Genomic DNA, 22,823 nt, shown 5'->3' with positions numbered 1-22,823 from the left:
CCTCACTGCGCTAGGCCGCCGGCGCGAGATCCTCCAGCTCCGAAGCCCGGATCACGCTCGGCGGCACTCGGCCGGGCGGCAGGGCCGAGGCCACCATCCGGTAGATCCGCATCCCCTCGTCGTGAAGGTTCACCGCCGCGTTCGTGTCCCGGTCGTGGGCGGCCCCGCACTCGGCGCAGGTCCACGCACGGATCGACACGTCCTGCCTCGGTCCCTTCGCGTGGCAGGCGGAGCACCGCCTGGTCGACGGGAAGAAGCGGTCCACGACCACCAGCGTCCTGCCGTACCACGCGCACTTGTAGGTGAGCTGACGCAGCAGCTCGCCCCAGGCGGCGTCGCCGATCGACCGGTTCAGCGCTGCCTTGCGTCGTCTTCCCGTACCGGTACCGGCGCGCATCAGATTGCCGATGGCCAGGTCTTCCACCACGAGCACTTGGTTCTCGCGCACGAGGCGGGTGGTGAACCGGTCCAGCAGATCACGCCGGACGTCGCCGATCTTCGCGTACAGGCGGGCGATCCGTTCCCGCGCCTTCCCCCGGTTCTTCGAGCCCCGCTCCTTGCGGTGCAGGTCGCGTTGGAGGGAAGCGAGCCGCTTCTCGTACTTCCCGAACAGACGGGGATGCGCGAGCTTCTCCCCGTCGTCCAGGGTGACCAAAGCCGCCAGGCCGAGATCCAGACCCACGGCCTTCGGCTCCCGCCCACCGGAGGCGAACACCTCGGGGAGGGGCGCGATCACCTCCTCGACCAGGACCGAGAGGAAGAAACGGCCCGCACGGTCCCGGGTCACCGTGAGCTTCACCGGCAACTGACCCGGAGGAAGAGCGCGCGACCACCGCACGTCCAGGGGCACCGTCTGCTTCGCGAGGGTGACCGAAGCCGTACCCGGGCGCTCCGGATCCTCGACCCACCGGAAACCGGTACGGACGTAGGTCGCCGAATCCTTCGAACGATGCTTCCTCTTGCGCTGCGGACGCTTCGAGGAACCCTTGAAGAAACGCGAGAACGCCGCGTCCAGATGCCGCAACACCTGCTGGAGGACCGTCGACGAGGCCTCCTTCAACCACGCCCGCCCCGGCATCCGCTTCCACCCCGTCAGGGCGCGACACGTCTCCGCGAACCCGACGGAGACGCGGTGCCGCTCCCAGGCCTGCTCCCGGAGCGCGAGGCCCTCGTTGTAGACCCATCGGCAGGCGCCGAAGGTCTGCTGGAGCTGCGTCGCCTGCTCGGGGGTCGGGTAGAAGCGGTAGCGGTAGACGCGCTGCTGCGCGCCCGGTCGCCTGACCAGTCCCTTGAGGGGCGAGGCGGCCCGGGACCGGTGCTTGGTCCGGTCGCCCACCCCCAGGAGGTCGCGCTTGATGCGCCGGGCTTCCTCCCCCGATATTCGGTCCGCCATCGCCCCTACCCCCCGTCCGACCTTCGGAACAGCACGTCAGTCCGTTCAACGAACACGTGCGTGAGTGGTTACGGGTGCGGCTTCAATGTGATGGCTCGGGGAATCGGGCCCTGTGTAGAGTGATGGCGGCGCCGTGAGCAGCGGGTTTGCGGGCCGATTTGTGCCGCCTTAGCTCAGTTGGTAGAGCAACGGCTTTGTAACCCGTAGGTCATCGGTTCGATTCCGATAGGCGGCTCCGTCCCAGGTCAGAGGCTTGCTGGCCGAGGGAATTCGTACGGAAGTGGAAGGCCCCGGGTGATCACCCGGGGCCTTTCGCGTGCTCGGGGTCAGTGGCGGCCCGCGATGCGGTTGGCCAGGCGGGCCAGGGGGGTCGTGGTGGGGGTGTGGGTCGCGGACTCGTGGCGGTCCGCCTCGCGGTAGGCGGCGTAGAGGCCGTGGACGCCGAGCCAGCGGAAGGGTTCGGGTTCCCAGGGGCGGACGCGGTGGTTGACCCAGGGGAGGTCCGTGAGGTCCGTCGGGGAGTCCAGGACCAGGTCGCGCAGGGTGCGGCCGGCGAGGTTCGAGGTGGCGACGCCTGAGCCGACGTAGCCGCCGGCCCAGCCGAGGCCCGTGGTGCGGTCCAGGGTGACGGTGGCGCACCAGTCGCGGGGGACGCCGAGGACGCCCGACCAGGCGTGGGTGATCTCCGTGCCGGTGAGGATCGGGAAGAAGGAGGTCAGGAGCGCGGTGAGGGAGGCGATCGTGGCCGGTTGGGTGCGGCCGTCGGCGTCGGTGCGGGAGCCGAAGCGGTACGGGACGCCGCGGCCGCCGATCGCGATGCGGTCGTCGGCGGTGCGCTGGGCGTACATGTAGGCGTGGGCCATGTCGCCGAGGAGGGTGTGGTCGCTCCAGCGGAGGCGGTCCCAGGTGGCGGCGGGGAGGGGGGCGGTGACGATCATCGAGGAGTTCATGGGGAGCCAGGTGCGCTTCTGGCCCTTGAGGGCGGCGGTGAAGCCTTCGGTGCAGCGCAGGACGTAGGGGGCGGTGACCTTGCCGTAGGGGGTGGTGGCCTTGCGGGGGGTGATCTCGGTGACCGGGGTGGATTCGTGGATGACGACGCCGAGGCGTTCGCAGGCGTCGGCGAGGCCGCGGGCCAGTTTCAGGGGGTGGATGCGGGCGCCGTGGGGGCTCCAGGAGGAGCCGACGGCGTCGGCGATGTCGATGCGGGTGCGGGTGGCGGTGGCGTCGAGGAGTTCGCGGTCGTGTTCGCCGTAGGAGAGCTCGGTGGTGTGGAAGGCCTTGAGGCGGCCGAGTTGGGCGGGGGTGCGGGCGACTTCGAGGACGCCGCCGCGGTGGATGTCGGCGTCGATGGATTCCTTGGCGGCGGTTTCGATGACCTCGGTGACGCTGTCGTTCATGGCGCGCTGGAGGCGTTGGGCGGCGTCGTGGCCGTGGAGGTCGGCGTAGCGGTCGCGGCCGGCGATGCCGTTGTAGAGCCAGCCGCCGTTGCGGCCGGAGGCGCCGTAGCCGCAGAACTTCTGTTCCAGGAGGGTGACGCGCAGGTCGGGGGCGGCGCGTTTGAGGTGGTAGGCGGTCCACAGGCCCGTGTAGCCGCCTCCGACGATGACGACGTCGGCGGTGGTGTCGCGGGTGAGGGGGGCGCGGGGTGGTCGGGGGCCGGTGGGGTGGGTCGCGTACCAGAAGGAGATCCCGCCGTTGATCGTCATGGGGGAGTTGGTACACGGGGTGTCGTCGGGGTGTCCAGGGGGTCGGGTGTCGTGTTTCGGGGGGTGATCGACGGCTGGTTGGTCGATGTGCGGGGGGTGTGGGCGTCCGTAGGGTGGGGTGGGGATTCGTGCCGGTTTGGAAGGGGTGTGCGGGGTGGCTGTGAACGTGGGCGCGGGTGTGGTCGAGGAGTGTGTGGAGCGGTGGGGGTTGCGGGTGACGGGGGCCGGGATGCGGGGCATGACGGCGGTGGTGTGGCCGGTGGTGCGGGGGGACGGGTCGGCGGCGGCGTTGAAGGTGTTGACGCCGGACGAGGAGACGGTGGGGGAGCCGTTGGCGTTGCGGGCGTGGGGTGGTCGGGGGAGCGTGCGGTTGTTGGAGTACGACGCGGGTTCGGGGTCGATGTTGTTGGAGCGGCTGGACGAGCGTCGGCCGTTGTCGCGGTTGGCGCGGCGGGATCCGCGGGGGGCGGTGCGGGTGCTGGGGGAGTTGTTGTCGCGGTTGGGCGGGGTGCGGGCGCCGGCGGGGTTGCGGGGGCTCGGGGGGATCGCGGAGGGGATGTTGGCGGAGGTGCCGGGGGCGGTGGGGCGGTTGGCTTCGGCGGGGGACCGGCGGGTGGTGCGGGAGTGTGCGGCGGTGTTGGCGGAGGTGGTGGGGGAGCCGGGGGATCGGCTGCTGCATTGGGACCTGCACTTCGGGAACGTGCTGGCGGGGGTGCGGGAGCCGTGGTTGGCGATCGATCCGAAGCCGTTGTCGGGTGATCCGGGGTTCGAGTTGTTGCCGTCGCTGGTGAACGAGTACCGGGAGCGGGATGTGCGGTGGAGGTTCGATCTGTTGTCGGAGGCGGTGGGGGTGGATCGGGCGCGGGCGCGGGCGTGGACGTTGGGGCGGGTGTTGCAGAACTGTTTGTGGGAGGTGGAGGAGGGGTGTCGGCGGCTTCCGCGTCGGGAGGTGGCGGTGGCGGGGGTGTTGTTGGGGCGTGGTTTCGGCGGGTGAGGGGGGTGGGGTGGTGCCGGTGGGGTGGGGTCAGGGTTCGAGGACGACCTTGCCGGTGGTGGCGCGGGTTTCGAGGTCGTGGTGGGCGCGGGCGGCTTGGGCGAGGGGGTAGCGCTGTACGGCGGGGCGGAGTCGGCCGGTGGCGGCTTCGGTGAGGGCGCGGGTTTCGAGGACGCGGAGGGGGTCGGGGGCGCCGACGGCCCGGAGCATGGCGGGGCCGAGGACGTGGTGGGTGGTGATGCGGCGGGCGTCGAGTGCGGCTTGTTCGGTGGGGGTGAGGTCGAGGGGGGCTTCGGACCAGCCGAAGACGAGGTGTCGGGCGTCGGGGGCGAGGAGGTCGAGGGCGGTGCGTGCGGTGGTGCCGCCGACGGAGTCGAAGAGGACGGTGGCTCCGCGGGGGTGGTGGGCGCGGAGGGTGTGGGCCCAGTCGGGGGTGGTGTAGTCGAGGGCGAGGTCGGCGCCGTTGGCGGTGGCGAGGGCGGTTTTGGCGGGGCCGCCGGCGAGGGCGATGACGGTGGCGCCGGCGTTCTTGGCGTATTGGACGAGGAGGGTGCCGATGCCTCCTGCGGCGGCGGTGACGAGGGCGATGGAGTCGGGTCCGAGGTCGGCGAACTGGAGGATGCCGAGGGTGGTGCGTCCGGTGCCGATCATGGCGACGGCTTCGGCGGGGTCGAGGGTGTCGGGGATGGTGTGGAGGCGGTCGGTGTCGGCGACGGCGTGGGCGGCGTAGCCGCCGGGGGCGAAGCCGAGGTGGGTGACGACGCGGCGGCCGAGCCAGGTGGGGTCGGTGTGGGGGCCGAGGGCGTCGACGGTGCCGGCGACTTCGCGGCCGGGGATGGTGGGGAGGTCGGGGAGGGTGGGGGCGGGGCCTTGGTGGCCTTGGCGCAGGGTGGTGTCGAGGAGGTGTACTCCGGCGGCGGCCACGGCGATGCGGACCTGTCCGGGTGCGGGGGTGGGGAGGGGGACCTGTTCGTGGACGAGGTTTTCGGCGGGGCCGAAGGCGTGGAGTCGGACGGTGTTCATGAGGGGCGGGGTGGGGGGTGGGGTGTGGGGTGTGGTGGTCATGGGGCAAGGCTGTGACCTCGACCGGGCTTGAGGTCAAGGGTGTGGGGCGGGGGGTGTTGTCGGTGGGGTGGGCCACGATGGGGGGATGGCGGATGACGTGCGCGGGCAGCGGGGGCGGCGGGGGCGGCGGGGGCCGGAGTCGGTGAAGGAGGCGCGGCGGCCGCAGGTGCGGTTGCCGGAGCTCGTCGCGTGGGAGGGCGGGGAGCTGGAGCCGGACGGGGACTACGACGGTGTGGAGTTCGCCGACGTGGACCTGGCGGGGCAGGAGGGGGCGGGGGCGCGGTTCATGGACTGTGCACTGCGTCGGTGTGTGGTGGACGAGGCGGGTCTGGGGCGGGCGCGGTTCCTGGATTCGGTGTGGGAGGGGGTCCGGGGTGTGGGGACGGACCTGTCGGGGGCTTTGTTGCGGGACGTGGAGTGGGTGGAGCCGCGTCTGGGTGGGGTGCAGTCGCACGGGGCGGTGTGGGAGCGGGTGCTGGTGCGGGGCGGGAAGGTGGATTACCTGAATCTGCGCATGGCTCGGCTGCGGGACGTGGTGTTCGAGGGGTGTGTGCTGGTGGAGCCGGATTTCGCGGGGGCGGTGTTGGAGCGGGTGGAGTTTCGGGGGTGTGTGGTGCGGGGGGCGGATTTCACGGGGGCCCGGATGACGGACGTGGATCTGCGGGGGGCTTCGGAGCTGGGTGTGGCGCGGGGGGTGGAGGCGCTGTCGGGGGCTGTGATCAGCTCGGCGCAGTTGTTCGAGTTGGCTCCGGCGTTCGCGGCGCGGCTGGGGGTGCGGGTGGTGGGGTAGGGCGGGCCGGTGGGTCGGCGGGCAGTGGCCTGGCCGGGGGCCTGTCGGTGCGTGGCTTGGCCGGTCGGCGGGGCCGGTGCGTCGGCTGGCCGGTCGGTCGGGTGTGTGCCCGGTGCCCGGTGCCCGGTGCCCCGGGGTCGTGCCGTGCTCGCCTCGGCCCCGGCCCGGCCCGGCTTGTCGGTGGCGGGTGGGGGCCGGGGGCCGGGGTGGGTCAGGCCGGTACGCGGGGGAAGCGGGACTGGAGCGTCCAGATGACGGGGTTGTCGGCGAGTCCGTCGTGCATGTCGACGAGGTCGGCGATCAGGTCGTGGAGGAAGTCGCGGGCCTCGCGGCGCAGGAGGCGGTGGCTGAAGGTCAGCGGGTCCTCCTCGGGGTCCATCCAGTCGGCTTCGATGTCGACCCAGCCGAAGCGGCGCTGGAAGAGCATGCGGTCGCTGGACTCGGTGAAGTCGAGTTCGGCGTACTGGCGGTTGGCGGAGCGGCTGCCGCGCGGGTCCTGGTCGAGCTGTTCGACGATGTCGCACAGGGCCCAGGCGAAGTCGAGTACGGGTACCCATCCCCAGGCTGTGGACAGCTCGGTGTCCTTGTCGGTGTCCGCGAGGTAGACGTCGCCGCAGAACAGGTCGTGGCGCAGGGTACGGACGTCCGCGGAGCGGTAGTCGGTCTGCGGGGGGTCCGGGAAGCGCCGGGAGAGGGAGTAGCCGATGTCGAGCACGTACCCGATGGTGTCACGGGCGGCCCGCTCCCGGCGCGGCGGCGGGGTCGGGGGCGGCGTCAGCCGACGTTGACGGCTTTCCAGGCGGCGGCGACGCGGGCGACTTCCGGGGCGGTGGGGCCGTAGAGCTCGGTGGCGGCCTTGAGGGTGGCGGTGCGGGCGCCGGCGTAGTTGGTGGTGGGGCGCATGTGGACGGTGAGGGCGCGGTACCAGATCTGGGTGGCCTTGTCGCGGCCGATGCCGAGGAGCTTGGAGTTGTCGTGGGTGGGGGAGTCGTAGGAGACGCCGTTGATCACCTTGGGGCCGCTGCCTTCGGCGAGGAGGTAGTAGAAGTGGCGGGCGGGGCCGGAGGCGGCGTGGGGCGGGAGGTTGGCGAGGTCGCGCGACCAGTGGTCGGGGGAGACGCCGTCGGCGCTGGGGCGGTCGAGGCGGCGGGCCTGGTCGGGCCAGACGCGTTCGCCGAGGAGGTAGTCGCCGACGTCGATCTTGTTGTCGGCGAAGAATTCGCCGGCGGTGGCGAGGATGTCGGAGGTGGCTTCGTTCAGGCCGCCGCTTTCGCCGCTGTAGAGGAGGCCGGCGGTGGAGGAGGTCAGGCCGTGGGCGAGTTCGTGGCCGACGATGTCGAGGGAGGTCGGGGTGCGGCCGCCGGTGCCGTCGCCGTAGGTGACGCAGGCGCAGCTGTCGTTCCAGTAGGCGTTGTTGAGGTTGGTGCCGTGGTGGACGCGTGAGGTGGTGCCGACGCCGTCGCCGCGTACGCCGTTGCGTCCGAAGGCGGCTCGGTAGAAGTCCCAGGTGACGGCGGTTCCGTAGTGGACGTCGACGGCGGCGGTCTGGCGGTGGGCGGGGGTGCTGTTGCCCCAGGTGTTGTCGGTGTCGGTGAAGAGGGTGCCGGGGCCGGAGGTCTGGTTGAGGCCGTCGAGTACGCGTTGGCCGCCGCGGTCGGGGTCGACGAGTCGGAAGCCGCCGGTGGTGGGTGTGGTGCCCAGGGGGACGGTGCCGGAGTGCTGGCTGTGGCCGGTTCCGGCGCCGGTCGGGGCGGCGCCGGTCGGGGTGGCGGTGGCCGGGGTGGCGAGGGTGAGGGTGGCGGCGAGGCCGATCAGGGTGGTGGCGATGCGGCCGGTGCGGTGGGTCACGCGGGCTCCTTCGCGGTGGGGGGGCGCGAGTGAGCGTGCCATCGGGGGGCGGGCGTAGGGCAGGGCTCCGGCGGGATCCGGGGTCGGGTTGTCCGAAGAGCGGGGTCGACTGTCCGGTTCCGCCCCCGTGGTGGTGCGGTCGGCGGCGGGGCCGAGCGCGGGGCCGGGGGTGGGGTCGGGGAGGGGGTCAGGAGGGCAGGAGGCGCTGTTCCTTGGCGACCGCGACGGCGCCGGCGCGGGTGTCGACGCCGAGCTTGTCGTAGATGCGGCCCAGGTGGGTCTTGACGGTGGCCTCGCTGATGAACAGGGCGCGGGCGATGTCGCGGTTGCCGAGGCCGCGTGCCAGTTGGCCGAGGATGTCGAGTTCGCGGTCGGTGAGGGTGGGGCGGGTGCCGCGCATGTGGGCCATGACGCGGCTGGCGACGGGTGGGGAGAGGGTGGTGCGGCCGGCTGCCGCGGAGTGGATGGCGGCGAAGAGTTCCTCGGGTCGTTCGGCCTTCAGGAGGTAGCCGGTGGCGCCGGCGCCGATGGCGCGGGTGATGTCGGCGTCGGTGTCGTAGGTGGTCAGGACGAGGACGTGCGGGGGGTGGGGGAGGGCGGTGATGCGGCGGGTGGCCTCGACGCCGTCGATGCCGTCGCCGAGCTGGAGGTCCATGAGGACGACGTCCGGGTGGAGCTTGTCCGCCAGGGCGACGGCTTCCTCGCCGCTGCCGGCTTCGCCGAGGACCTCGATGTCGGGTTCGCTGCCGAGGAGGGCGAGCAGGCCGGCGCGGACGACGGCGTGGTCGTCGCAGAGGAGGATCGTGGTCATCCTGCGGGCTCCAGGGGGATCGAGGCGGAGAGTACGGTGCCCTCGCCCGGGGTGGATTCGATGGTGAGGGTTCCGCCGAGTTGGCGCACCCGGGCGCGCATGGCGGGCAGGCCGTGGCCGCGGTCGCTCTCGGGGTCGTTCTCGCGGGGCTCGGTGAAGCCGTCTCCGTCGTCCGCGATGTCGAGGACGACCTGGTCGCCGAGGAAGCTGAGCGTCAGTGCGGCCGTCCGGGCTCCGGAGTGTTCCCGTACGTTGGCCAGTGCCCCTTGCGCGATGCGCAGGAGGGCGGATTCGGTGCGGTCGGGCAGGTGGGTGGGGGTGCCTTCCAGGTGGAAGCGGACCTCGATGTCGGGGCCGGCGTCGAGGGCCCGCAGGGCCTCGGCGAGGCCGGCGCCGTTCTCCAGCTCGGGCGGGGCGAGGTCGTGGACCAGGCGGCGGGCTTCCGCGAGGCCGCGGGCGGCGATGCCGTTGGCGGTGCGGACGTGGGCGCGGGCGGTGGTCGGGTCGGTGTCCCAGGTGCGGTCGGCGGCCTGGAGGAGCATCTGCTGGCTGGAGAGGTGCTGGGCGAGGGTGTCGTGGATCTCCATGGACAGCCGTTGGCGTTCGGCGAGGGTGCCTTCGCGGCGTTCGGTGGCGGCCAGTTCCCGGCGGGTGCGGATCAGGTCGTCGATGAGGGCGCGCTGGGCGGCCGCCTGGCGTTCCATGTGGACGAAGACGGCGGTGGCGAGGGCGGCGACGGCCGGCGGGGCGAGGAGGAGGTTGGGGTCGAACTCGGTGGACAGCTTGGCCTGCGCGGCGACGACGAAGAGGGTGAGGAGGGCGACGAGGACGATCGCGGCGCGTGGGGGCAGGGTGCGCAGGGCGGTGAAGAACAGCGGGACGGCGCACCAGGCGAAGCTCGGGGCGAGGACGACGAGGACCACCCAGGTGGCGACGACGAGCAGCAGCCAGAGCCTGCGGCGCGGGGTGGGGGTGGAGGTGGCGCTGACGGCGGGGCCGAGGACGTAGAGCAGGGCGAGCGCGATGCTGAGGGCGATGACCCAGGGGGTGCGGGGTTCGCCGGGGTGGCGGAGCAGGAACCGGGCCACCGAGGCGCCGAGGAGCAGGAAGAACGCGGTGTGCATGACGGTGGCCAGTGCGCGGGTGTCGGGCTTCCGCGGGGGACGGCTCACGGTGGGGCTCCTGGGGTGGGGTGGTGGTTCCATCTTCCCCGGCTTCGCCCCGGCCGGGCGGTACGGGGCCCGGGCGGGGGGATCCCTCCAGGAGACGCCGGCGGGGGGTGTCGCGCATCGGCCGATCGGTTGACCCCCGCGTCAACCGGTGCGGTCGCCGTCGGGAGCCGGTACGGCGACGGGGCGGTGCCGGTCGCGGGGTCAGGCTTGGAACGTAGCCGGTCGAGCCGATGACCAGCCCCAGCCAGGAGCAGACATGAACATCCGCACCCGCGTCCTCACCGGTACCGCTCTCGCCGTCGCCCTCGGGGCCGGCGCCTTCGGGGCGGTCAGCGCGAGCGCCACTCCCGCGCCGGAGTCGGCCCCCGTCCAGGCGGCGGCGAAGAAGGACGACGACAAGAACTTCACCACCTCCACGCACCTGACCATCGACGCCGCGACCCGTGCCGCCCGGGCGGCGCTGGGCGCGGCCGAGAAGGAGAACCAGAAGGTGACGGTCGCGGTCGTGGACCGCAACGGCAACACGGTCGTGACCCTGCGCGGTGACGGCGCCGGCCCGCAGTCCTACGAGTCGGCCCAGCGCAAGGCCTACACCGCCGTGTCCTGGAACGCCCCGACCTCGGTGCTCGCGGGTCGTCTCGCGCAGGCCCCGAACCTGAAGGACATCCCCGGCACCCTCTTCCTCGGCGGTGGCGTCCCGGTGCAGGCCAAGGGCGCGCCGGTGGCCGGTGTCGGCGTGGCCGGCGCCCCCAGCGGTGACCTGGACGAGAAGTTCGCCAAGGCGGGCGTCGACTCGCTCGGCAAGTAGGGGACGGGTCGCGGTCGGTCCACGGGCGGGCCCCGCGCGCCCGCTTAGGATCGAACCCGTGGACCACCGCGCAGTGCCCCGTCTCGCCGCCCCCGCCGTCGCCGTCCTGCTCGCCCTCGCCGCTCTGGCGAGCGGGTGTACGGGCGCCACGGTGCAGGGGCGGCCCGGTGCGTCCGGGCTGCGGGACCCGTACTTCCCGCGGGCGGGCAACGGCGGCTACCAGGTCGAGCACTACGCCCTCGACCTGGACTACGACCCCGCCGACGGGGAGCTGCGCGGTACGGCGGTGTTGACGGCCCGTGCCGAGCAGGGGCTCAGTTCCTTCAACCTGGACCTCAGCGGGCTCAAGGTCGACGCGGTGCGGGTGGAGGGCGTCGCGGCCCGGTACAACCGCACCGGGAACGAGTTGACGGTGCGTCCGGCGGAGGACCTGAAGAAGGGCGAGGTCTTCCGTACGGAGGTCGAGTACCACGGCCGTCCGAAGCCCGTGGTGGATCCGGACGGGTCCGAGGAGGGCTGGATCACCACCGACGACGGGGCGGTGGCCGTCGGTGAGCCGGTCGGGTCGATGGGTTGGTTCCCGGGCAACCACCATCCGAGCGACAAGGCGACGTACGACGTCACCCTCACCGTGCCCGAGGGGTACGAGGCGGTGTCCAACGGTGAGTTGGCCTCGCGTACCGGGGTGGGGGAGGGGCGGACGGCGTTCGCCTGGCGCAGCCGCGAGCCGATGGCGAGCTACCTGGTCACCGCCGCGGTGGGGCCCTTCAAGGTGACGACGGGGAGCACCCCGTCCGGGGTCGCCGTCTACAACGCGGTCTCTCCCGAGGAGGAGGCCGGCAGTGCGGCGGCGCTGGCGAAGACCTCGGAGATCGTGGAGTGGGGGAGCGGGCGCTTCGGCCCGTACCCCTTCGGTACGGTCGGGGCGATCGTGATGCCGTCCGAGACGCTGGGGTACGCGTTGGAGACGCAGACCAAGCCGGTCTACTCGGGGGCGCCGGACGAGACGCTGGTCCTGCACGAGTTGGCGCACCAGTGGTTCGGGAACTCGGTGTCGCCGAAGTCCTGGAAGGACATGTGGCTCAACGAGGGCTTCGCGACGTACGCGGAGTGGTTGTGGGCGGAGGATCACGGCGGGGTGAGCGCGCAGCGTCGCTTCGAGGCCTTCCTGGCCGGTGACACGTCCGTGGATCCGGGGGCGGACGGTGACTGGGCGGCGTTCCCGCCGGCCGATCCGCCGGGCGCGGACCACATCTCCGACGAGCCGGTGTACGTGCGGGGGGCGATGGTGTTGCACCGGATCCGGCAGGAGGTCGGGGACGAGAAGTTCTTCGACCTGTTGCGGGGTTGGGCCGCGGACCACCGGCACGGCAACGCGAGCACGGCGGACTTCACGGCGTACGCGCAGCGGCGTACGGGGCACGACCTGAAGCGGGTCTGGGACGTGTGGTTGTACGGGGAGGGGCGCCCGAAGGCCCCGTAGCGGCCGGTCGGGGGGCGTCGCGGAGTATCGCGGAGTGTCGCGGGGCGTCGCGGGTGCGCGGCCGGGAGTGCGGGGGTCAGAGGGGTTTGCGCAGCACGGTGCAGGGGCGGCCCCGTTCGCGGTCCCGGGCCTGTCGCAGGGGGGTGTAGCCCAGGGTGCGCCAGAAGGCGAGGCCGGTGGTGTTGGCCTCCAGTACGGCGAGTCGTACGCCGGTGCGTCCGGCGGCGCGGAAGCGGTCCTCGACCAGGCCGGCGACGGTGCGGCCGTGGCCCTCGCGGTGGGCGGTGGCGTCGACGAGCAGCAGGCCGATCCAGGGGTCCGGGTCCGCGGCGGCGGGGTCGGGATGGTGCGCCAGGGTGACGGCCAGGGCGACGAGGCGGCCGGCGGAGCGGGCGAGGAGGACCTCGGCGCCTTCGTGGGCGAGCTCGTCGGCGAGGGCCGCGGCGACCTGCTCGACGGTGATGCGGCCCGGGTCGGGGAAGTCGCCGCTGAGCTCGAAGAACGCGTGGTTCGTCGCGTAGAGGGCGGCGATCTCCGTGAGGACCGGTCCGGGCAGGGCGCCGTCCGCGGGGACGAGCGGTTGGATGATCACCCCTCGAACGGTAGCGAAGCCCCCCGCCCGAGCGGGGCGGGGGGCTTCGCCGAGGTGTCGCCCGGGTGGGGCGATCGCCTGGATCAGACGTTGACGCCGAAGTCCTGGGCGATGCCGGTGAGGCCGGAGGCGTACCCCTGGCCGACCGCGCGGAACTTCCACTCCGCGCCGTTGCGGTAGAGCTCGCCGAAGACCATGGCGGTCTCGGTGGCGGCGTCCTCGGAGAGGTCGTAGCGGGCGATCTCGGCGCCGCCGGCCTGGTTCACGACGCGGATGTAGGCGTTGCGGACCTGGCCGAAGTTCTGGCTGCGGGCCTCGGCGTCGTAGATCGAGACCGGGAAGACGATCTTGTCGACGTCGGCGGGCAGGCCGGCGAGGTTGACGTTGATGGCCTCGTCGTCGCCCGCGCCCTCGCCGGTGCGGTTGTCACCGGTGTGCACGATGGTCTGGTCCGGGGTGGACTTGTTGTTGAAGAACACGAAGTGGCCGTCCGAGACGACCTTGCCCGTGGGGTTGACCGCGATGGCGGAGGCGTCCAGGTCGAAGTCGACACCGGTCGTCGTACGGACGTCCCAGCCCAGGCCGACCGTGACGGCGCTGAGGCCGGGGGCCTCCTTCGTGAGCGAGACGTTGCCGCCCTTGGACAGGCTTACTGCCATTTTGACTGGTGTCCCTTCCTCGTCACATGACCTCGATGTGGGGTCAAGTTACCGCTGTCCTTCATAACGCGGGGAGGGGGCCGTCAGGTTCCGACGGGGCCGACCGGCCCGGAAATATGGGTGACGGCCGGCCGACGGGGGCCGATGATGGGGGGCATGCCTGGTCCCTATGTCATCCGCGGTTCCGTCGTGCTCCCCGAGCGGGAGCTCGCCTGGCGTTTCTCGCGTTCCTCGGGGCCGGGCGGGCAGCACGTGAACACCTCGGACTCGCGGGCGGAGCTGTTGTTCGACCTGGCGGCGACGAACGCGCTGCCGGAGGTGTGGAAGGCGAGGGCCCTGGAGCGGTTGGCGTCCCGCCTGGTGGACGGGGTGGTGACGGTACGGGCCTCCGAGCACCGCTCGCAGCTGCGCAACCGGGAGATGGCGATGGTGCGGCTGGCCTCGCTGCTCGCGGAGGCGACGGCGCCGCCGCCGAAGGCCCGCCGCGCCACGAAGATCCCCCGCGGCATCAACGAACGACGGCTGCGGGAGAAGAAGGCCCGCGCCGAGACGAAGCGGGGCCGCACCGGCCGCGACTGGTGACCGGCCCGCCGCGCCGGTGACCCGCCGCCGCGCCGGCCGGCGTCCGGGCCGCGCCACGTGACCGGCCCGCCGCGCCTCTTGATCCGCACGCCGAGACGGGCGACGCCGAGACGGGCGACGCCGCGGCCCGGTGGCGCCGCGGCCGTGAGCCGGGGCGTCCGGTCCTACGGGGCCAGGTGCCGGTAGCGGCCGCGGAAGTAGGTCAGCGGCGGCGCCTCCGGGGTGGGCACGGCGGCGCGCAGGACGCGGCCGATCACCAGGGTGTGGTCCCCGGCCGTGACGCGGGACTCCGTACGGCACTCCAGCGTGGCCAGCGCGTCCGTCATCAGCAGCGCCCCCGACACCTCGCCCCGTACGTGCGGCAGGTTCTCGAACAGCAGTCGGTCACTGATCCGGTTCTTCATGGCGAACCGTCCCGCGACCTGGACCTGGCCCTCCGCGAGGACCGACACCGCCCACAGCGGCTGCTCCGCCAGCAGGTCGTCCATCCGGGACCCCTCCCGGACGCTGACCAGCACCAGCGGGGGTTCCAGCGACACCGACAAGAACGCGGTGGCGGTCATCCCGACGTCCTCCCCGCGCGGCCCGCCGGCCGTCAGGGGCGGTTCGTGCGCGGTGATCAGGCACACGCCCGCCGCCAGTCGGGACATGGCGGCCCGGAACTCGTCGTTGCTCACCCCCTCAGGATGGGGGGTGACGGTCGGTGCTGCGGTCGTATCAACGGTCGTGTTCGGCACGACCCGAACGCTAGTGCCGAACGCGCGCCGGGCACATCGGGCCGAGGTCCGAGCCGCGCCCCACCTCCCGTCCTAGGCCCCCGGGCGTATCGTTTGCTCGCGAGAACGAGCGGGAGCGCTCCCACCCAACACCGCCCGCAGCGCGCCCTGTTATTCATCTCATGTGACTTGAGTCACAGAGAGCAAGATTTGTTGACCCTGTGTACGTGCCGCGCAGCTCACTGTGATTCAGTGGACGGGACACCGCAACGAAACGCCGATGACAAACCTGGAGTTGCTGTCGAGGTCTCGGGGAGAGCGAGCAATGGAGACCGAGTCGGAGCCGTACGTCCGTCTTGCGACCTTGCGGCAGCTGCACCAGGTGGTGGCCGAGCTCAACACCGCCCGGAGCCTGGCCGACACCCTTCAGACCGTCGTCGACGGCATCGTGAAGGGCCTCGGATACGAACTCGCCTGTGTCAATCTCGTACGCCCCGACGGGGACCTCGTCGTCGCCGCCTTCGCAGGTGACCCGGCCGCCGAGGCCCTGATCACCGGCCGCGTCGGATCGCGCCCCTCCTGGGAACGCCGGCTGGCCATGGGCGAGGACTGGGACGGCCTGCGCTTCATCCCGCACACCGAGGGCTGGGTCCTGCTGGAGGACGACGTGCCCCAGTGGCACACCGACGGCCCCGACCCGCGGTTCGAGGACGAATGGCATCCCGAGGACCGCCTCTACGCCCCCATGTACGCGACGGGCGGGGAACTTCTGGGTGTCATCTCGGTGGACAGACCGCGCAACGGGCGCCGCCCCGGCGCGTGGGGGCGCGAGGCGCTCCAGATGTACGCCTTCCAGGCCGCGATTGCGATCAGCAACGCGCGGCTGCGCGCGAACATGCAGCGCGCCCTGGTCCGGCTGGAGCGCGAGCAGCAGGCGCTGCGCGCCAGCGAGGAGTCGTTCCGGCAGGCCTTCGAGTACGCGCCCAGCGGCATGGCCATCGCCGAGATGGGCGGCGACCAGCACGGCCGGCTGCTGCGCACCAACGACGCGCTCTGCCGCCTGCTCGGCCGCCCCGCCTCCGTCCTGCGCCGCTACTCCTTCTCCGACCTCGTCCACCCCGAGGACATCGGCACCCTGCTGCGCACCTCCGCCGAGGGCGGTCGGGCCGAGCTGCGCCTCGGGCGGCGCGACGGCACGTACGTGTGGGTCTCGCTGCGCAACTCCGTCGTCGCCGACGCGGCCGACGGCCCCCGCTTCCTTCTGACGCACGTCGAGGACATCGAGGAACGCAAACGGCACGAGCTCCAGCTCGCGCACCGCGCCAGCCACGACTCCCTGACCGGCCTGCCCAACAGCGCCGAGCTGCGCGCCCGCCTCGGCGCCCGCCTGTGCAGGCGGCCCCAGTCCTCCGCGCGGGCCACCGCCGTCGAGGCCCTGGACGCGGCCTTCGAGGCACGCCCCGGCGCGGCCGCCGGCACCGGGGAACACGGCGGATACGGCGGCCACCCCGGCCACCCCGGATACGGCGGCCACCCCGGATACCCCGGATACGGCGAGGGCGCGGGCGCCGATCCGCACACGGGCCCGGGCGAGGCGGCGGCCGGCTACCCCGGGACGGCCGGCTACCCCGGGACCGGCGGCTACCCCGGGAGCGGCGGGGACGCCTTCGACTTCCCCGGCGCCGTGCCGACGGGCAGCCCGGACCGGGTGGACGGCGGCCCGTACGACCACCACGTGCACACCGTCGCGCCCTCCACGGACATCGACGACGGCACGAAGGGGCTCGCTGTGCTCTTCTGCGACCTCGACGGCTTCAAGTCGATCAACGACCGGTTCGGGCACCACACGGGCGACGCGGTCCTGATCGAGGTGGCCCGCCGGTTGACGACCTGCGTCAGGGACGGTGACACCGTCGCCCGGCTGGGTGGTGACGAGTTCGTCGTCCTCGCCGACGGGCTGGGCGCGGCGGACGCCGCCGATCTCGCCGTGCGGCTGCGCAACGCGATCATCCCGCCGATCCGCGTGGACGGCCGGGCGGTCCGCGTGGGGGCGAGTTTCGGGATCGGCTGGGCGAGCTGCGGGATGTCCGCGGACGAGGTGCTGCGCTCGGCCGACCAGCGGATGTACATCGAGAAGCGGTCGCGCTCCAAGGCGCACCGTCGCGCCGGCTGAGTGGAACGGCCACCCGTGGGTGCACGTGTTCGGGGTAGGCTCCCGGGGGTCGAAAGGAGTGACCTGCGATGACGACGCCCGCGAACAACGGCCCGCACGGTGGGGCGAACCAGCCCGAGGACGACGATCCGTTCGGCTACCTCTACGCGGACGGCCAGGCCGCCGGAGCCACCCCGCCCGGTCAGGGCGGTGGATACGGCTACCCGGGCCCGACGGGCGCAGGGCAGCCCGGGGTCCAGCCCGGCGTGCCCCGTACCTCCTACAACCAGGTCCGCACCGTCGGCGAGCGGACGTACGGCGGCCAGCGCGGGGCGGTGCCGCCCCAGCAGCAGGGTCCGGCCTACCAGGCGCAGTACCAGGCCCCCGAGACGCTCCAGGCCGGCGGGTACGGCGTTCCCCAGCAGCAGCAGTACTCCCAGCCGACCCCGCCCCCGCGTGGCGGCGGTCACGGCGGCGGCGGGCGCGGTGCGCGCGGCGCGGGCGGCGGGTCCAGCCGCAAGGGCCTGATCATCGCGGCGGTCGCCGTGGTCGGTGCGATCGGCATCGGCATCGGCGCGGCGGTGGTCTTCGGCAAGGACAACGACAAGGACAAGGGCAAGGACCAGGCCGCCTCCCAGTCGGGGCAGCCGGTGCCGCCGAAGCAGGACCCGTCCGCCCCGCAGAACTCGGCCTCGCCCGAGGCCTCGCAGGTCCCGCTCCCCAAGGGGGAGGCGGCCGGCAGCGGCATGGCGCTGACCGGTGGCGCGCTGCTCCAGAACTCCGTTCCGGGTTCGAAGAGTTCCGGCGGCCAGTACGTCGGCAACTTCAACCAGACGGGCGCCGCGCTGACCTGGACCGCGGACGTGCCCGAGGGCGGCGAGTACACGCTGCACGTCAACTACGCGGTGCCGGGCAAGGACGCGAAGGTCACGCTGACGGTCAACGGGCAGAGCCCGACGCAGTCGCTGAACCTGGCCAACTTCTCCAAGGCCGAGGCGGGCGCCTGGGACAAGGGCTGGACCCGGACCTTCGCCTTCATCACCCTCAAGAAGGGCACGAACACGATGAAGATCTCGTGTGAGGCCGGCAACCAGTGCGAGGCCATATTCGACCAGCTGCGCCTGGGCTCGGGCTGGTCCCGGGGCTGACGGCCGACCGGCCCGTCGGCGACGGACGCGACGAGGGGGAGACGCACCGGGTGCGTCTCCCCCTCCGTCGTTCCCGCCGCGGCCGTTCCCGTGCCGGCCGTTCCCGCGCCGGTCGCGCGGGGCGCCGGTCGCCTCGGGCGCGGGCTACGGGGCCGGCAGCGGGACGGCCGTGATCTGCGGGGCGATCTCCTCGTAGGTGCCGGGGTCGAAGTCGCCGGCGGTGGCGGAGCGGACGGTGGCCGCCGAGAGGGCGACCGCGCGGGTCAGGCGCGCGGGCCAGGGGAGGTCCTCGGCGAGGCCCGACAGGAGGCCGGCCACGGCGGAGTCGCCCGCGCCGGTCGGGTTGCCGGACAGGGGGCGCGGCGGGGTCGCCCGCCAGGTGCCGTCGGGGGTGGCGGCGAGGAGTCCGGCGGGGCCCAGGGAGGTGACCACCGCGTGCGCGCCGCGCCGGCGGGCGGCGCGGGTGGCGGGGAGCGGGTCGCGGGAGCCGGTGAGTTCGGCCAGTTCGGCGGCGTTCGGCTTGATGATCTCCGGTCGGGCGGCGACTCCCCGGCGCAGGGCCTCGCCGCTGGTGTCGAGGAGCACCGGGGCGGCGCCGGCCGCGCGGGCGGCGCGGACGAGGAGCGCGTAGGCGCCGACGGGTACGCCGGGCGGCAGGCTGCCGCACAGGGCGACCGCGCGGGCCCTCGCGGCGAGTTCGGTGTAGCGGTGGAGGAAGGCGGCCCATTCGGCGGGGTCGATCTGGGGGCCGGGTTCGTTGAACTGCGTGGTGTCGCCGGTGGTTTCGTCGACCACGGCCAGGGTGCGGCGGGTGGCGCCCGCGCAGGGGACGAGGGCGTCGACGACGCCCGTGCCGTCGGCCAGGAGTTCGCGGACGAGGGCGCCGGTCGGTCCGCCCGCGAAGCCCGTGGCCGTCACCTCGTGGCCGAGCGCGGCGAGGACCCGGGCCACGTTCAGGCCCTTTCCGCCGGGGCGTTCGGTGACACCGGTGACCCGGTGGGAGGTGTGCGGGAGCAGTCGCGGCACCCGGTGGGTGACATCGAGTGCGGTGTTGAGCGTCACGGTGAGGATCATGGTCAGCCCCGGTCTCGGTGAATGCCGGGATCATGCCAAATACGGGGCGGCGGGCCCAGTCCCGTGGGCCCGCCGCCCCGCTCCGTACGGCCGAAAGCCGTCGAAAGGCAGCCGAAAGGGCGCCGACCGCCCGCCGACCGGGCGCCCCGGTGGTGCACCTGTGGCGCCTCGGTGGCGCCGTCGGTCGGCGAAGGGGCCGGTCAGACGGTCGGCTTGACGATCCATTCGCCGCGCCGCATGACTCCCTTGAGGTCGAAGGCCTCGTCGAGGACGACGAGGTCGGCGTACTTGCCGGGGTCCAGCGAGCCGACCTCGTCGTAGAGGCCGATGAGCTTGGCCGGGTTGGCGGAGATCGCCTGGACCACGGATTCCACCGGCAGCCGGTCGACGGTGACGGACCGCTTGAAGGCGGTGTCCAGGGTGAGGGTGGAGCCGGCGATGGAGCCGCCCTCCACGAGGCGGGCGACGCCCTGCTTGACCTCGACCTCCAGCGGGCCGAGGTGGTAGATCCCGTCGCCGAAGCCGGCCGCGTCCATCGCGTCGGTGATCAGCGCGACGCGGTGGGCGCCCGCGTGGTGGAAGGCCAGCTCCAGCATGGCGGGGTGCAGGTGGGTGCCGTCGTTGATGAGCTCGACGGTGACCCGCTCGTCCTCCAGCAGCGCCGCGATCGGTCCCGGCGCGCGGTGTTCGAGGCCCGGCATGGCGTTGTAGAGGTGCGTGGCGACGGTGGCGCCGGCGTCGATGGCCTGGCGGGTCTGGTCGTAGGTGGAGTCCGTGTGGCCGATGGCGGCGATGACGCCGTGCTCGGCGAGCAGGCGTACGGAGTCCAGTCCGCCGGGCAGTTCGGTGGCGAGGGTGAACATGCGGGCGGCGCCGTGCGCGGCGTCGACGAGCTTGCGGACCTCGGCCGGGTCGGGGTCGCGCAGCAGGTCCTCCTTGTGCGCGCCCTTGCGGCAGGCGTTGATGAAGGGGCCCTCGAAGTGGATGCCGGCGATCTCGCCCGCCTGCGTCAGTTCGGCGAGCAGGGCGGCGCGGCGGGCCAGTTCGTCGAGTTCGCCGGTGACGGTGGAGGCGACGAGGGTGGTGGTGCCGTGTTCGCGGTGGGTGCGGACGCCCTGGAGGACCTCCTCGGCGGTGCCGGAGGTGAAGGAGGCGCCGCCGCCGCCGTGGTTGTGCATGTCGACGAAGCCGGGGACGATCCAGTGCCCCGAGAGGTCGACGACGTCGGCGCCCTCGTGGGCGCTGCCGGCGATCCGGGCGCCCTCGACGATGACCCTGCCGTTGGCGACGGTCCCGGTGGGCAGCACCACCCTGGCGCCGGAGAGAACGGTGCTGTGTGCGCTTCCGGACATCAGGCAGGTACCTCCGTGGCGAGTAGGTCCCAGGCGAGCAGCCCTGCGCCCAGGCATCCGGCCGTGTCCCCGAGGGCCGCCGGAACGATCTCGGGCAGTCGTTGGAACGTCACGCGTTCCTCGACGGCCGTCCGTAGTGGTGTGAACAAGGTTTCCCCCGCCTCGGCGAGCCCGCCACCGATGATCAGCGTGCGGGGGTCCAGCAGGGTGATCGCCGTGACGAGGCCGTCGGCGAGCGCGCCGATGGCGGCCAGCCACACCTCGCGGGCCCGGGCGTCGCCGGACTCCACGGCCTTGGCGCAGTCCGCCGCGTCCGCCTCGGGGTCGCCGGAGGCGGCGGCCCAGGCGCGGGAGACGGCGGAGGCGGAGGCGAGGGTCTCCAGGCAGCCGCGCTGCCCGCAGCCGCACTCGGGTCCGCCGGGGCGGACCACGATGTGCCCGATCTCGCCGGCGTAGCCGTGGGCGCCGGCCTCGATGAGGCCGGCGATCCCGATGGCGCCGGCGATGCCGGTGCCGAGGGGGACGAAGAGGAAACGGTCGGCGCCCTGTCCGGCGCCGATGCGGCCTTCGGCGAGACCGCCCGTGCGCACGTCGTGGCCGAGGGCCACGGGGATGCCTCCGAGGCGTCTGCTGAGCATGTCGCGCAGCGGTACGTCGCGCCAGCCGAGGTTCGCCGCGTAGACGGCGATCCCCGCTTCGGCGTCGACGATGCCGGGTACGGCGACGCCGGCGGCCGAGGCGGTCGCCCCGAAGCGTTCGGCGCCGAGTGCGAGGAGTTCGGCGGCGAAGTCGAGGATCGTCTCGACGACGGCCTCCGCGCCCCGGGAGCGGCCGGTGGCGCGGCGTGCCTCGTGCAGCAGGGTGCCGTCGCCGGCGATGAGGGCGGCCTTCATCCCGGTGCCGCCCACATCGAGGGCGATGACGTGTTTCACGGGTTTCACAGAGGACAGTCTCGCGTGCTCGGCGGGGAAAGGTCTAGTCCAATGGGGGGAATTGTTGAGTGACCATACAAATCAGGACCGCTCTCCGGACACGGTCCGGACACAGTCCGCCGCGTGACGGCGTTCCGGATGTGGAGGCGACGGCAAAGTGGTGTAGACCTTACGTCGAATCGTACGTACAACAAGGGGTGGATCGAGAACCGTGAAGGGCCGTTACCTGAGCCTGGCCGCCACCGGGGCCGTGCTGTGCCTGACCGCCGTGACGCTGACCGGTTGCGGAACCGTGTCGGGTCTCACGGGGGACAACGAGGTGACCCTCCGGGTCGTGGCGGCCGACTACGGCGACAATCCGCAGAACTCCTCCGCCGGCTACTGGAAGGACCTCGCCGCGTCCTTCGAGAAGGACAACCCGAACGTCCACGTCGAGGTCAGCGTCTACTCCTGGTCCGAGGTCGACGCCAAGGTCGCCGCCATGGTCAAGGAGGGCAAGGCCCCCGACATCGCGCAGATCGGCGCCTACGCCGACTACGCGGAGGCCGGCAAGCTCTACACCACCGACGAACTGCTCTCCGTCACCACCGAGGCCGACTTCCTCGCGCCCCTGGCCGACGCCGGCAAGGTCAAGCGCGTCCAGTACGGCATGCCCTTCGTCGCCAGCACCCGCCTGCTCTTCTACAACCAGAAGCTGCTCGGCGACGCCGGCGTCATACCCAAGGACAGCACCGCCCCCTGGCAGCCGAAGACCTGGGCGGACCTGGAGGCGGCGGCCAAGAAGCTGAAGACCGCCGGCGTCCCCACCCCCTTCGCCGTGCCGCTGGGCCGCGAGGAGGCCCAGGCCGAGTCGATGATGTGGATGCTCTCCGGCGGCGGTGGCTACACCGACAACGAGGACGCCTACCAGATCGACTCCCCGGAGAACGTGAAGGCCTTCGAGTTCCTGCGCGACAAGCTGGTCGGCCAGGGCCTGACCGGCCCCGTCGAGCCCGGCAAGCTGGACCGCCAGGCCGCCTTCGACGCCTTCACGCGCGGCGAGGTCGGCATGCTCAACGGCCACCCCACGCTGCTCAAGCAGGCCGCCGGCAAGGGTGTGAAGTTCGGCATGGTCCAGCCGCCCACCACCGACGGCACCGACCACTCCGCGATGGGCGTCGCCGACTGGGTCATGGCCTTCAAGAACGGCCACCGCAAGGAGTCCGGGAAGTTCCTGGACCACCTCTTCTCCGCGAAGAACGTGACCACCTTCACCAACAAGTACGACCTCCTGCCGGTCACCACCAGCGGGTACCGGGCCATGGAGGCCAGTTCGGGCGGGTCCGCCGCCCAGCTGAAGACCTTCCTCGCCGCCCTGCCGAACTCCAAGCTGTACCCGGTCGGCAAGAAGTCCTGGGCCGGCGTCAGCGAGGACGTGAAGCAGAACATCGGACAGGTCGTCCAGCCCGGCGGCAACCCCGGGAAGGTCCTGGAGGAGATCGCGCTCAAGGCCCGCAAGGCCGACGGCGACCGCTGAACCGGTCCCCCGCCGGCGCTGTCGGCGCCC

The 22,823-nt window shown here is 72.7% G+C and carries 21 protein-coding genes and 1 tRNA gene; 9 read left to right on the top strand and 13 right to left on the bottom strand.

Annotated elements, in window-relative coordinates; genetic code table 11:
- Window positions 1–10: 10 nt before the first annotated feature.
- Window positions 11–1,393, bottom strand: a complete 1,383-nt coding sequence (locus AB0D01_RS14775; protein WP_363055533.1) for an RNA-guided endonuclease TnpB family protein — start codon at window positions 1,391–1,393, stop codon at window positions 11–13.
- A gap of 162 nt (window positions 1,394–1,555) precedes the next feature.
- Here AB0D01_RS14775 and AB0D01_RS14770 point away from each other — a divergent pair.
- Window positions 1,556–1,628: transfer RNA gene (locus AB0D01_RS14770), tRNA-Thr, on the top strand.
- Window positions 1,629–1,719: 91 nt separating this feature from the next.
- Here AB0D01_RS14770 and AB0D01_RS14765 read toward each other — a convergent pair.
- On the bottom strand, window positions 1,720–3,099 hold the full coding sequence (locus AB0D01_RS14765) for an FAD-binding oxidoreductase (RefSeq protein WP_363055532.1): 1,380 nt from the start codon (window positions 3,097–3,099) through the stop codon (window positions 1,720–1,722).
- A gap of 154 nt (window positions 3,100–3,253) precedes the next feature.
- On the opposite strand from AB0D01_RS14765, the gene AB0D01_RS14760 reads away from it, so the two are divergent.
- Window positions 3,254–4,093 carry an aminoglycoside phosphotransferase family protein gene (locus AB0D01_RS14760; protein ID WP_363055531.1) on the top strand — a complete coding sequence of 280 codons (840 nt, stop codon included), beginning with the start codon at window positions 3,254–3,256 and terminating at the stop codon, window positions 4,091–4,093.
- A gap of 30 nt (window positions 4,094–4,123) precedes the next feature.
- On the opposite strand, the gene AB0D01_RS14755 is transcribed toward AB0D01_RS14760, so the two are convergent.
- Entirely contained in the window at window positions 4,124–5,116 is a 993-nt protein-coding gene (locus tag AB0D01_RS14755; protein ID WP_363055612.1) for a zinc-binding dehydrogenase, read from the bottom strand.
- 127 nt (window positions 5,117–5,243) lie between these two features.
- Between AB0D01_RS14755 and AB0D01_RS14750 the strand changes: the two genes are divergently transcribed.
- A complete protein-coding gene (locus AB0D01_RS14750) occupies window positions 5,244–5,948 on the top strand; it encodes a pentapeptide repeat-containing protein (protein ID WP_363055530.1) in 705 nt (234 codons plus the stop codon).
- 211 nt (window positions 5,949–6,159) lie between these two features.
- On the opposite strand, the gene AB0D01_RS14745 is transcribed toward AB0D01_RS14750, so the two are convergent.
- The 4 genes from AB0D01_RS14745 to AB0D01_RS14730 all read right to left on the bottom strand — a co-directional run bounded on the left by AB0D01_RS14745 (window position 6,160) and on the right by AB0D01_RS14730 (window position 9,731).
- Window positions 6,160–6,663, bottom strand: a complete 504-nt coding sequence (locus AB0D01_RS14745; protein ID WP_363055529.1) for a hypothetical protein — start codon at window positions 6,661–6,663, stop codon at window positions 6,160–6,162.
- Window positions 6,664–6,722: 59 nt separating this feature from the next.
- On the bottom strand, window positions 6,723–7,796 hold the full coding sequence (locus AB0D01_RS14740; RefSeq protein WP_363055528.1) for a M4 family metallopeptidase: 1,074 nt from the start codon (window positions 7,794–7,796) through the stop codon (window positions 6,723–6,725).
- Between the two features lie 187 nt (window positions 7,797–7,983).
- Window positions 7,984–8,607, bottom strand: coding sequence for a response regulator transcription factor (locus tag AB0D01_RS14735; RefSeq protein ID WP_363055527.1), 624 nt, complete (start codon window positions 8,605–8,607; stop codon window positions 7,984–7,986).
- The gene (locus tag AB0D01_RS14730; RefSeq protein WP_363055611.1) at window positions 8,604–9,731 is read right to left on the bottom strand and encodes a sensor histidine kinase; all 1,128 of its coding nucleotides are present in this window, start codon (window positions 9,729–9,731) and stop codon (window positions 8,604–8,606) included. The genes AB0D01_RS14735 and AB0D01_RS14730 overlap by 4 nt, the downstream gene beginning before the upstream one ends.
- A 304-nt stretch (window positions 9,732–10,035) precedes the next feature.
- Here AB0D01_RS14730 and AB0D01_RS14725 point away from each other — a divergent pair, with 304 nt between their 5' ends.
- Both AB0D01_RS14725 and AB0D01_RS14720 read left to right on the top strand, forming a co-directional pair.
- Window positions 10,036–10,587 (top strand): heme-binding protein, encoded by a 552-nt coding sequence (locus tag AB0D01_RS14725; RefSeq protein WP_363055526.1) that lies wholly within the window; start codon window positions 10,036–10,038, stop codon window positions 10,585–10,587.
- Between the two features lie 58 nt (window positions 10,588–10,645).
- Complete coding sequence (locus tag AB0D01_RS14720; protein ID WP_363055525.1) at window positions 10,646–12,070, top strand: M1 family metallopeptidase; 1,425 nt, start codon at window positions 10,646–10,648, stop codon at window positions 12,068–12,070.
- Window positions 12,071–12,146: 76 nt separating this feature from the next.
- Here the strand turns inward: AB0D01_RS14720 and AB0D01_RS14715 are convergent, their stop codons facing one another.
- Complete coding sequence (locus tag AB0D01_RS14715) at window positions 12,147–12,662, bottom strand: GNAT family N-acetyltransferase (RefSeq protein ID WP_363055524.1); 516 nt, start codon at window positions 12,660–12,662, stop codon at window positions 12,147–12,149.
- Window positions 12,663–12,745: 83 nt separating this feature from the next.
- Window positions 12,746–13,321, bottom strand: a complete 576-nt coding sequence (locus AB0D01_RS14710) for a TerD family protein (RefSeq protein WP_363055523.1) — start codon at window positions 13,319–13,321, stop codon at window positions 12,746–12,748.
- A gap of 147 nt (window positions 13,322–13,468) precedes the next feature.
- Between AB0D01_RS14710 and arfB the strand changes: the two genes are divergently transcribed.
- Window positions 13,469–13,903 (top strand): alternative ribosome rescue aminoacyl-tRNA hydrolase ArfB, encoded by a 435-nt coding sequence (arfB, locus tag AB0D01_RS14705; RefSeq protein ID WP_363055522.1) that lies wholly within the window; start codon window positions 13,469–13,471, stop codon window positions 13,901–13,903.
- A 164-nt stretch (window positions 13,904–14,067) separates the two neighbouring features.
- On the opposite strand, the gene AB0D01_RS14700 is transcribed toward arfB, so the two are convergent.
- Window positions 14,068–14,640, bottom strand: coding sequence for a flavin reductase family protein (locus AB0D01_RS14700; protein ID WP_363055521.1), 573 nt, complete (start codon window positions 14,638–14,640; stop codon window positions 14,068–14,070).
- Between the two features lie 304 nt (window positions 14,641–14,944).
- Between AB0D01_RS14700 and cdgB the strand changes: the two genes are divergently transcribed.
- A complete protein-coding gene (gene cdgB / locus AB0D01_RS14695) occupies window positions 14,945–16,792 on the top strand; it encodes a diguanylate cyclase CdgB (RefSeq protein WP_363055520.1) in 1,848 nt (615 codons plus the stop codon).
- Window positions 16,793–16,860: 68 nt separating this feature from the next.
- Complete coding sequence (locus tag AB0D01_RS14690) at window positions 16,861–17,919, top strand: CBM35 domain-containing protein (protein WP_363055519.1); 1,059 nt, start codon at window positions 16,861–16,863, stop codon at window positions 17,917–17,919.
- Between the two features lie 144 nt (window positions 17,920–18,063).
- Here the strand turns inward: AB0D01_RS14690 and AB0D01_RS14685 are convergent, their stop codons facing one another.
- The 3 genes from AB0D01_RS14685 to AB0D01_RS14675 form a co-directional block, all read right to left on the bottom strand.
- Window positions 18,064–18,993 carry a 1-phosphofructokinase family hexose kinase gene (locus AB0D01_RS14685; RefSeq protein WP_363055518.1) on the bottom strand — a complete coding sequence of 310 codons (930 nt, stop codon included), beginning with the start codon at window positions 18,991–18,993 and terminating at the stop codon, window positions 18,064–18,066.
- A gap of 200 nt (window positions 18,994–19,193) precedes the next feature.
- A complete protein-coding gene (nagA, locus tag AB0D01_RS14680; protein ID WP_363055517.1) occupies window positions 19,194–20,345 on the bottom strand; it encodes an N-acetylglucosamine-6-phosphate deacetylase in 1,152 nt (383 codons plus the stop codon).
- A complete protein-coding gene (locus AB0D01_RS14675) occupies window positions 20,345–21,277 on the bottom strand; it encodes an ROK family protein (protein ID WP_363055610.1) in 933 nt (310 codons plus the stop codon). The genes nagA and AB0D01_RS14675 overlap by 1 nt, the downstream gene beginning before the upstream one ends.
- 211 nt (window positions 21,278–21,488) lie before the next feature.
- Here AB0D01_RS14675 and AB0D01_RS14670 point away from each other — a divergent pair, with 211 nt between their 5' ends.
- The gene (locus tag AB0D01_RS14670) at window positions 21,489–22,793 is read left to right on the top strand and encodes an extracellular solute-binding protein (protein ID WP_363055516.1); all 1,305 of its coding nucleotides are present in this window, start codon (window positions 21,489–21,491) and stop codon (window positions 22,791–22,793) included.
- Window positions 22,794–22,823: the final 30 nt, after the last annotated feature.

It is taken from the genome of Streptomyces sp. NPDC048606, assembly GCF_040650855.1.
GTDB lineage: Bacteria > Actinomycetota > Actinomycetes > Streptomycetales > Streptomycetaceae > Streptomyces.
Note: the sequence above shows the minus strand (reverse complement) of the source record. Positions and strands in the feature narration are given on the sequence as shown.

Bases quoted from the DNA above. Each gene is read 5' to 3' on its own strand.
- AB0D01_RS14775 (WP_363055533.1), bottom strand. From the start codon at position 1,393: ATGGCGGACCGAATATCGGGGGAGGAAGCCCGGCGCATCAAGCGCGAC.
- AB0D01_RS14765 (WP_363055532.1), bottom strand. From the start codon at position 3,099: ATGACGATCAACGGCGGGATCTCCTTCTGGTACGCGACCCACCCCACC.
- AB0D01_RS14755 (WP_363055612.1), bottom strand. From the start codon at position 5,116: ATGAACACCGTCCGACTCCACGCCTTCGGCCCCGCCGAAAACCTCGTC.
- AB0D01_RS14750 (WP_363055530.1), top strand. From the start codon at position 5,244: ATGGCGGATGACGTGCGCGGGCAGCGGGGGCGGCGGGGGCGGCGGGGG.
- AB0D01_RS14735 (WP_363055527.1), bottom strand. From the start codon at position 8,607: ATGACCACGATCCTCCTCTGCGACGACCACGCCGTCGTCCGCGCCGGC.
- AB0D01_RS14730 (WP_363055611.1), bottom strand. From the start codon at position 9,731: ATGCACACCGCGTTCTTCCTGCTCCTCGGCGCCTCGGTGGCCCGGTTC.
- AB0D01_RS14725 (WP_363055526.1), top strand. From the start codon at position 10,036: ATGAACATCCGCACCCGCGTCCTCACCGGTACCGCTCTCGCCGTCGCC.
- AB0D01_RS14710 (WP_363055523.1), bottom strand. From the start codon at position 13,321: ATGGCAGTAAGCCTGTCCAAGGGCGGCAACGTCTCGCTCACGAAGGAG.
- arfB (WP_363055522.1), top strand. From the start codon at position 13,469: ATGGGGGGCATGCCTGGTCCCTATGTCATCCGCGGTTCCGTCGTGCTC.
- cdgB (WP_363055520.1), top strand. From the start codon at position 14,945: ATGGAGACCGAGTCGGAGCCGTACGTCCGTCTTGCGACCTTGCGGCAG.
- AB0D01_RS14690 (WP_363055519.1), top strand. From the start codon at position 16,861: ATGACGACGCCCGCGAACAACGGCCCGCACGGTGGGGCGAACCAGCCC.
- AB0D01_RS14685 (WP_363055518.1), bottom strand. From the start codon at position 18,993: ATGATCCTCACCGTGACGCTCAACACCGCACTCGATGTCACCCACCGG.
- nagA (WP_363055517.1), bottom strand. From the start codon at position 20,345: ATGTCCGGAAGCGCACACAGCACCGTTCTCTCCGGCGCCAGGGTGGTG.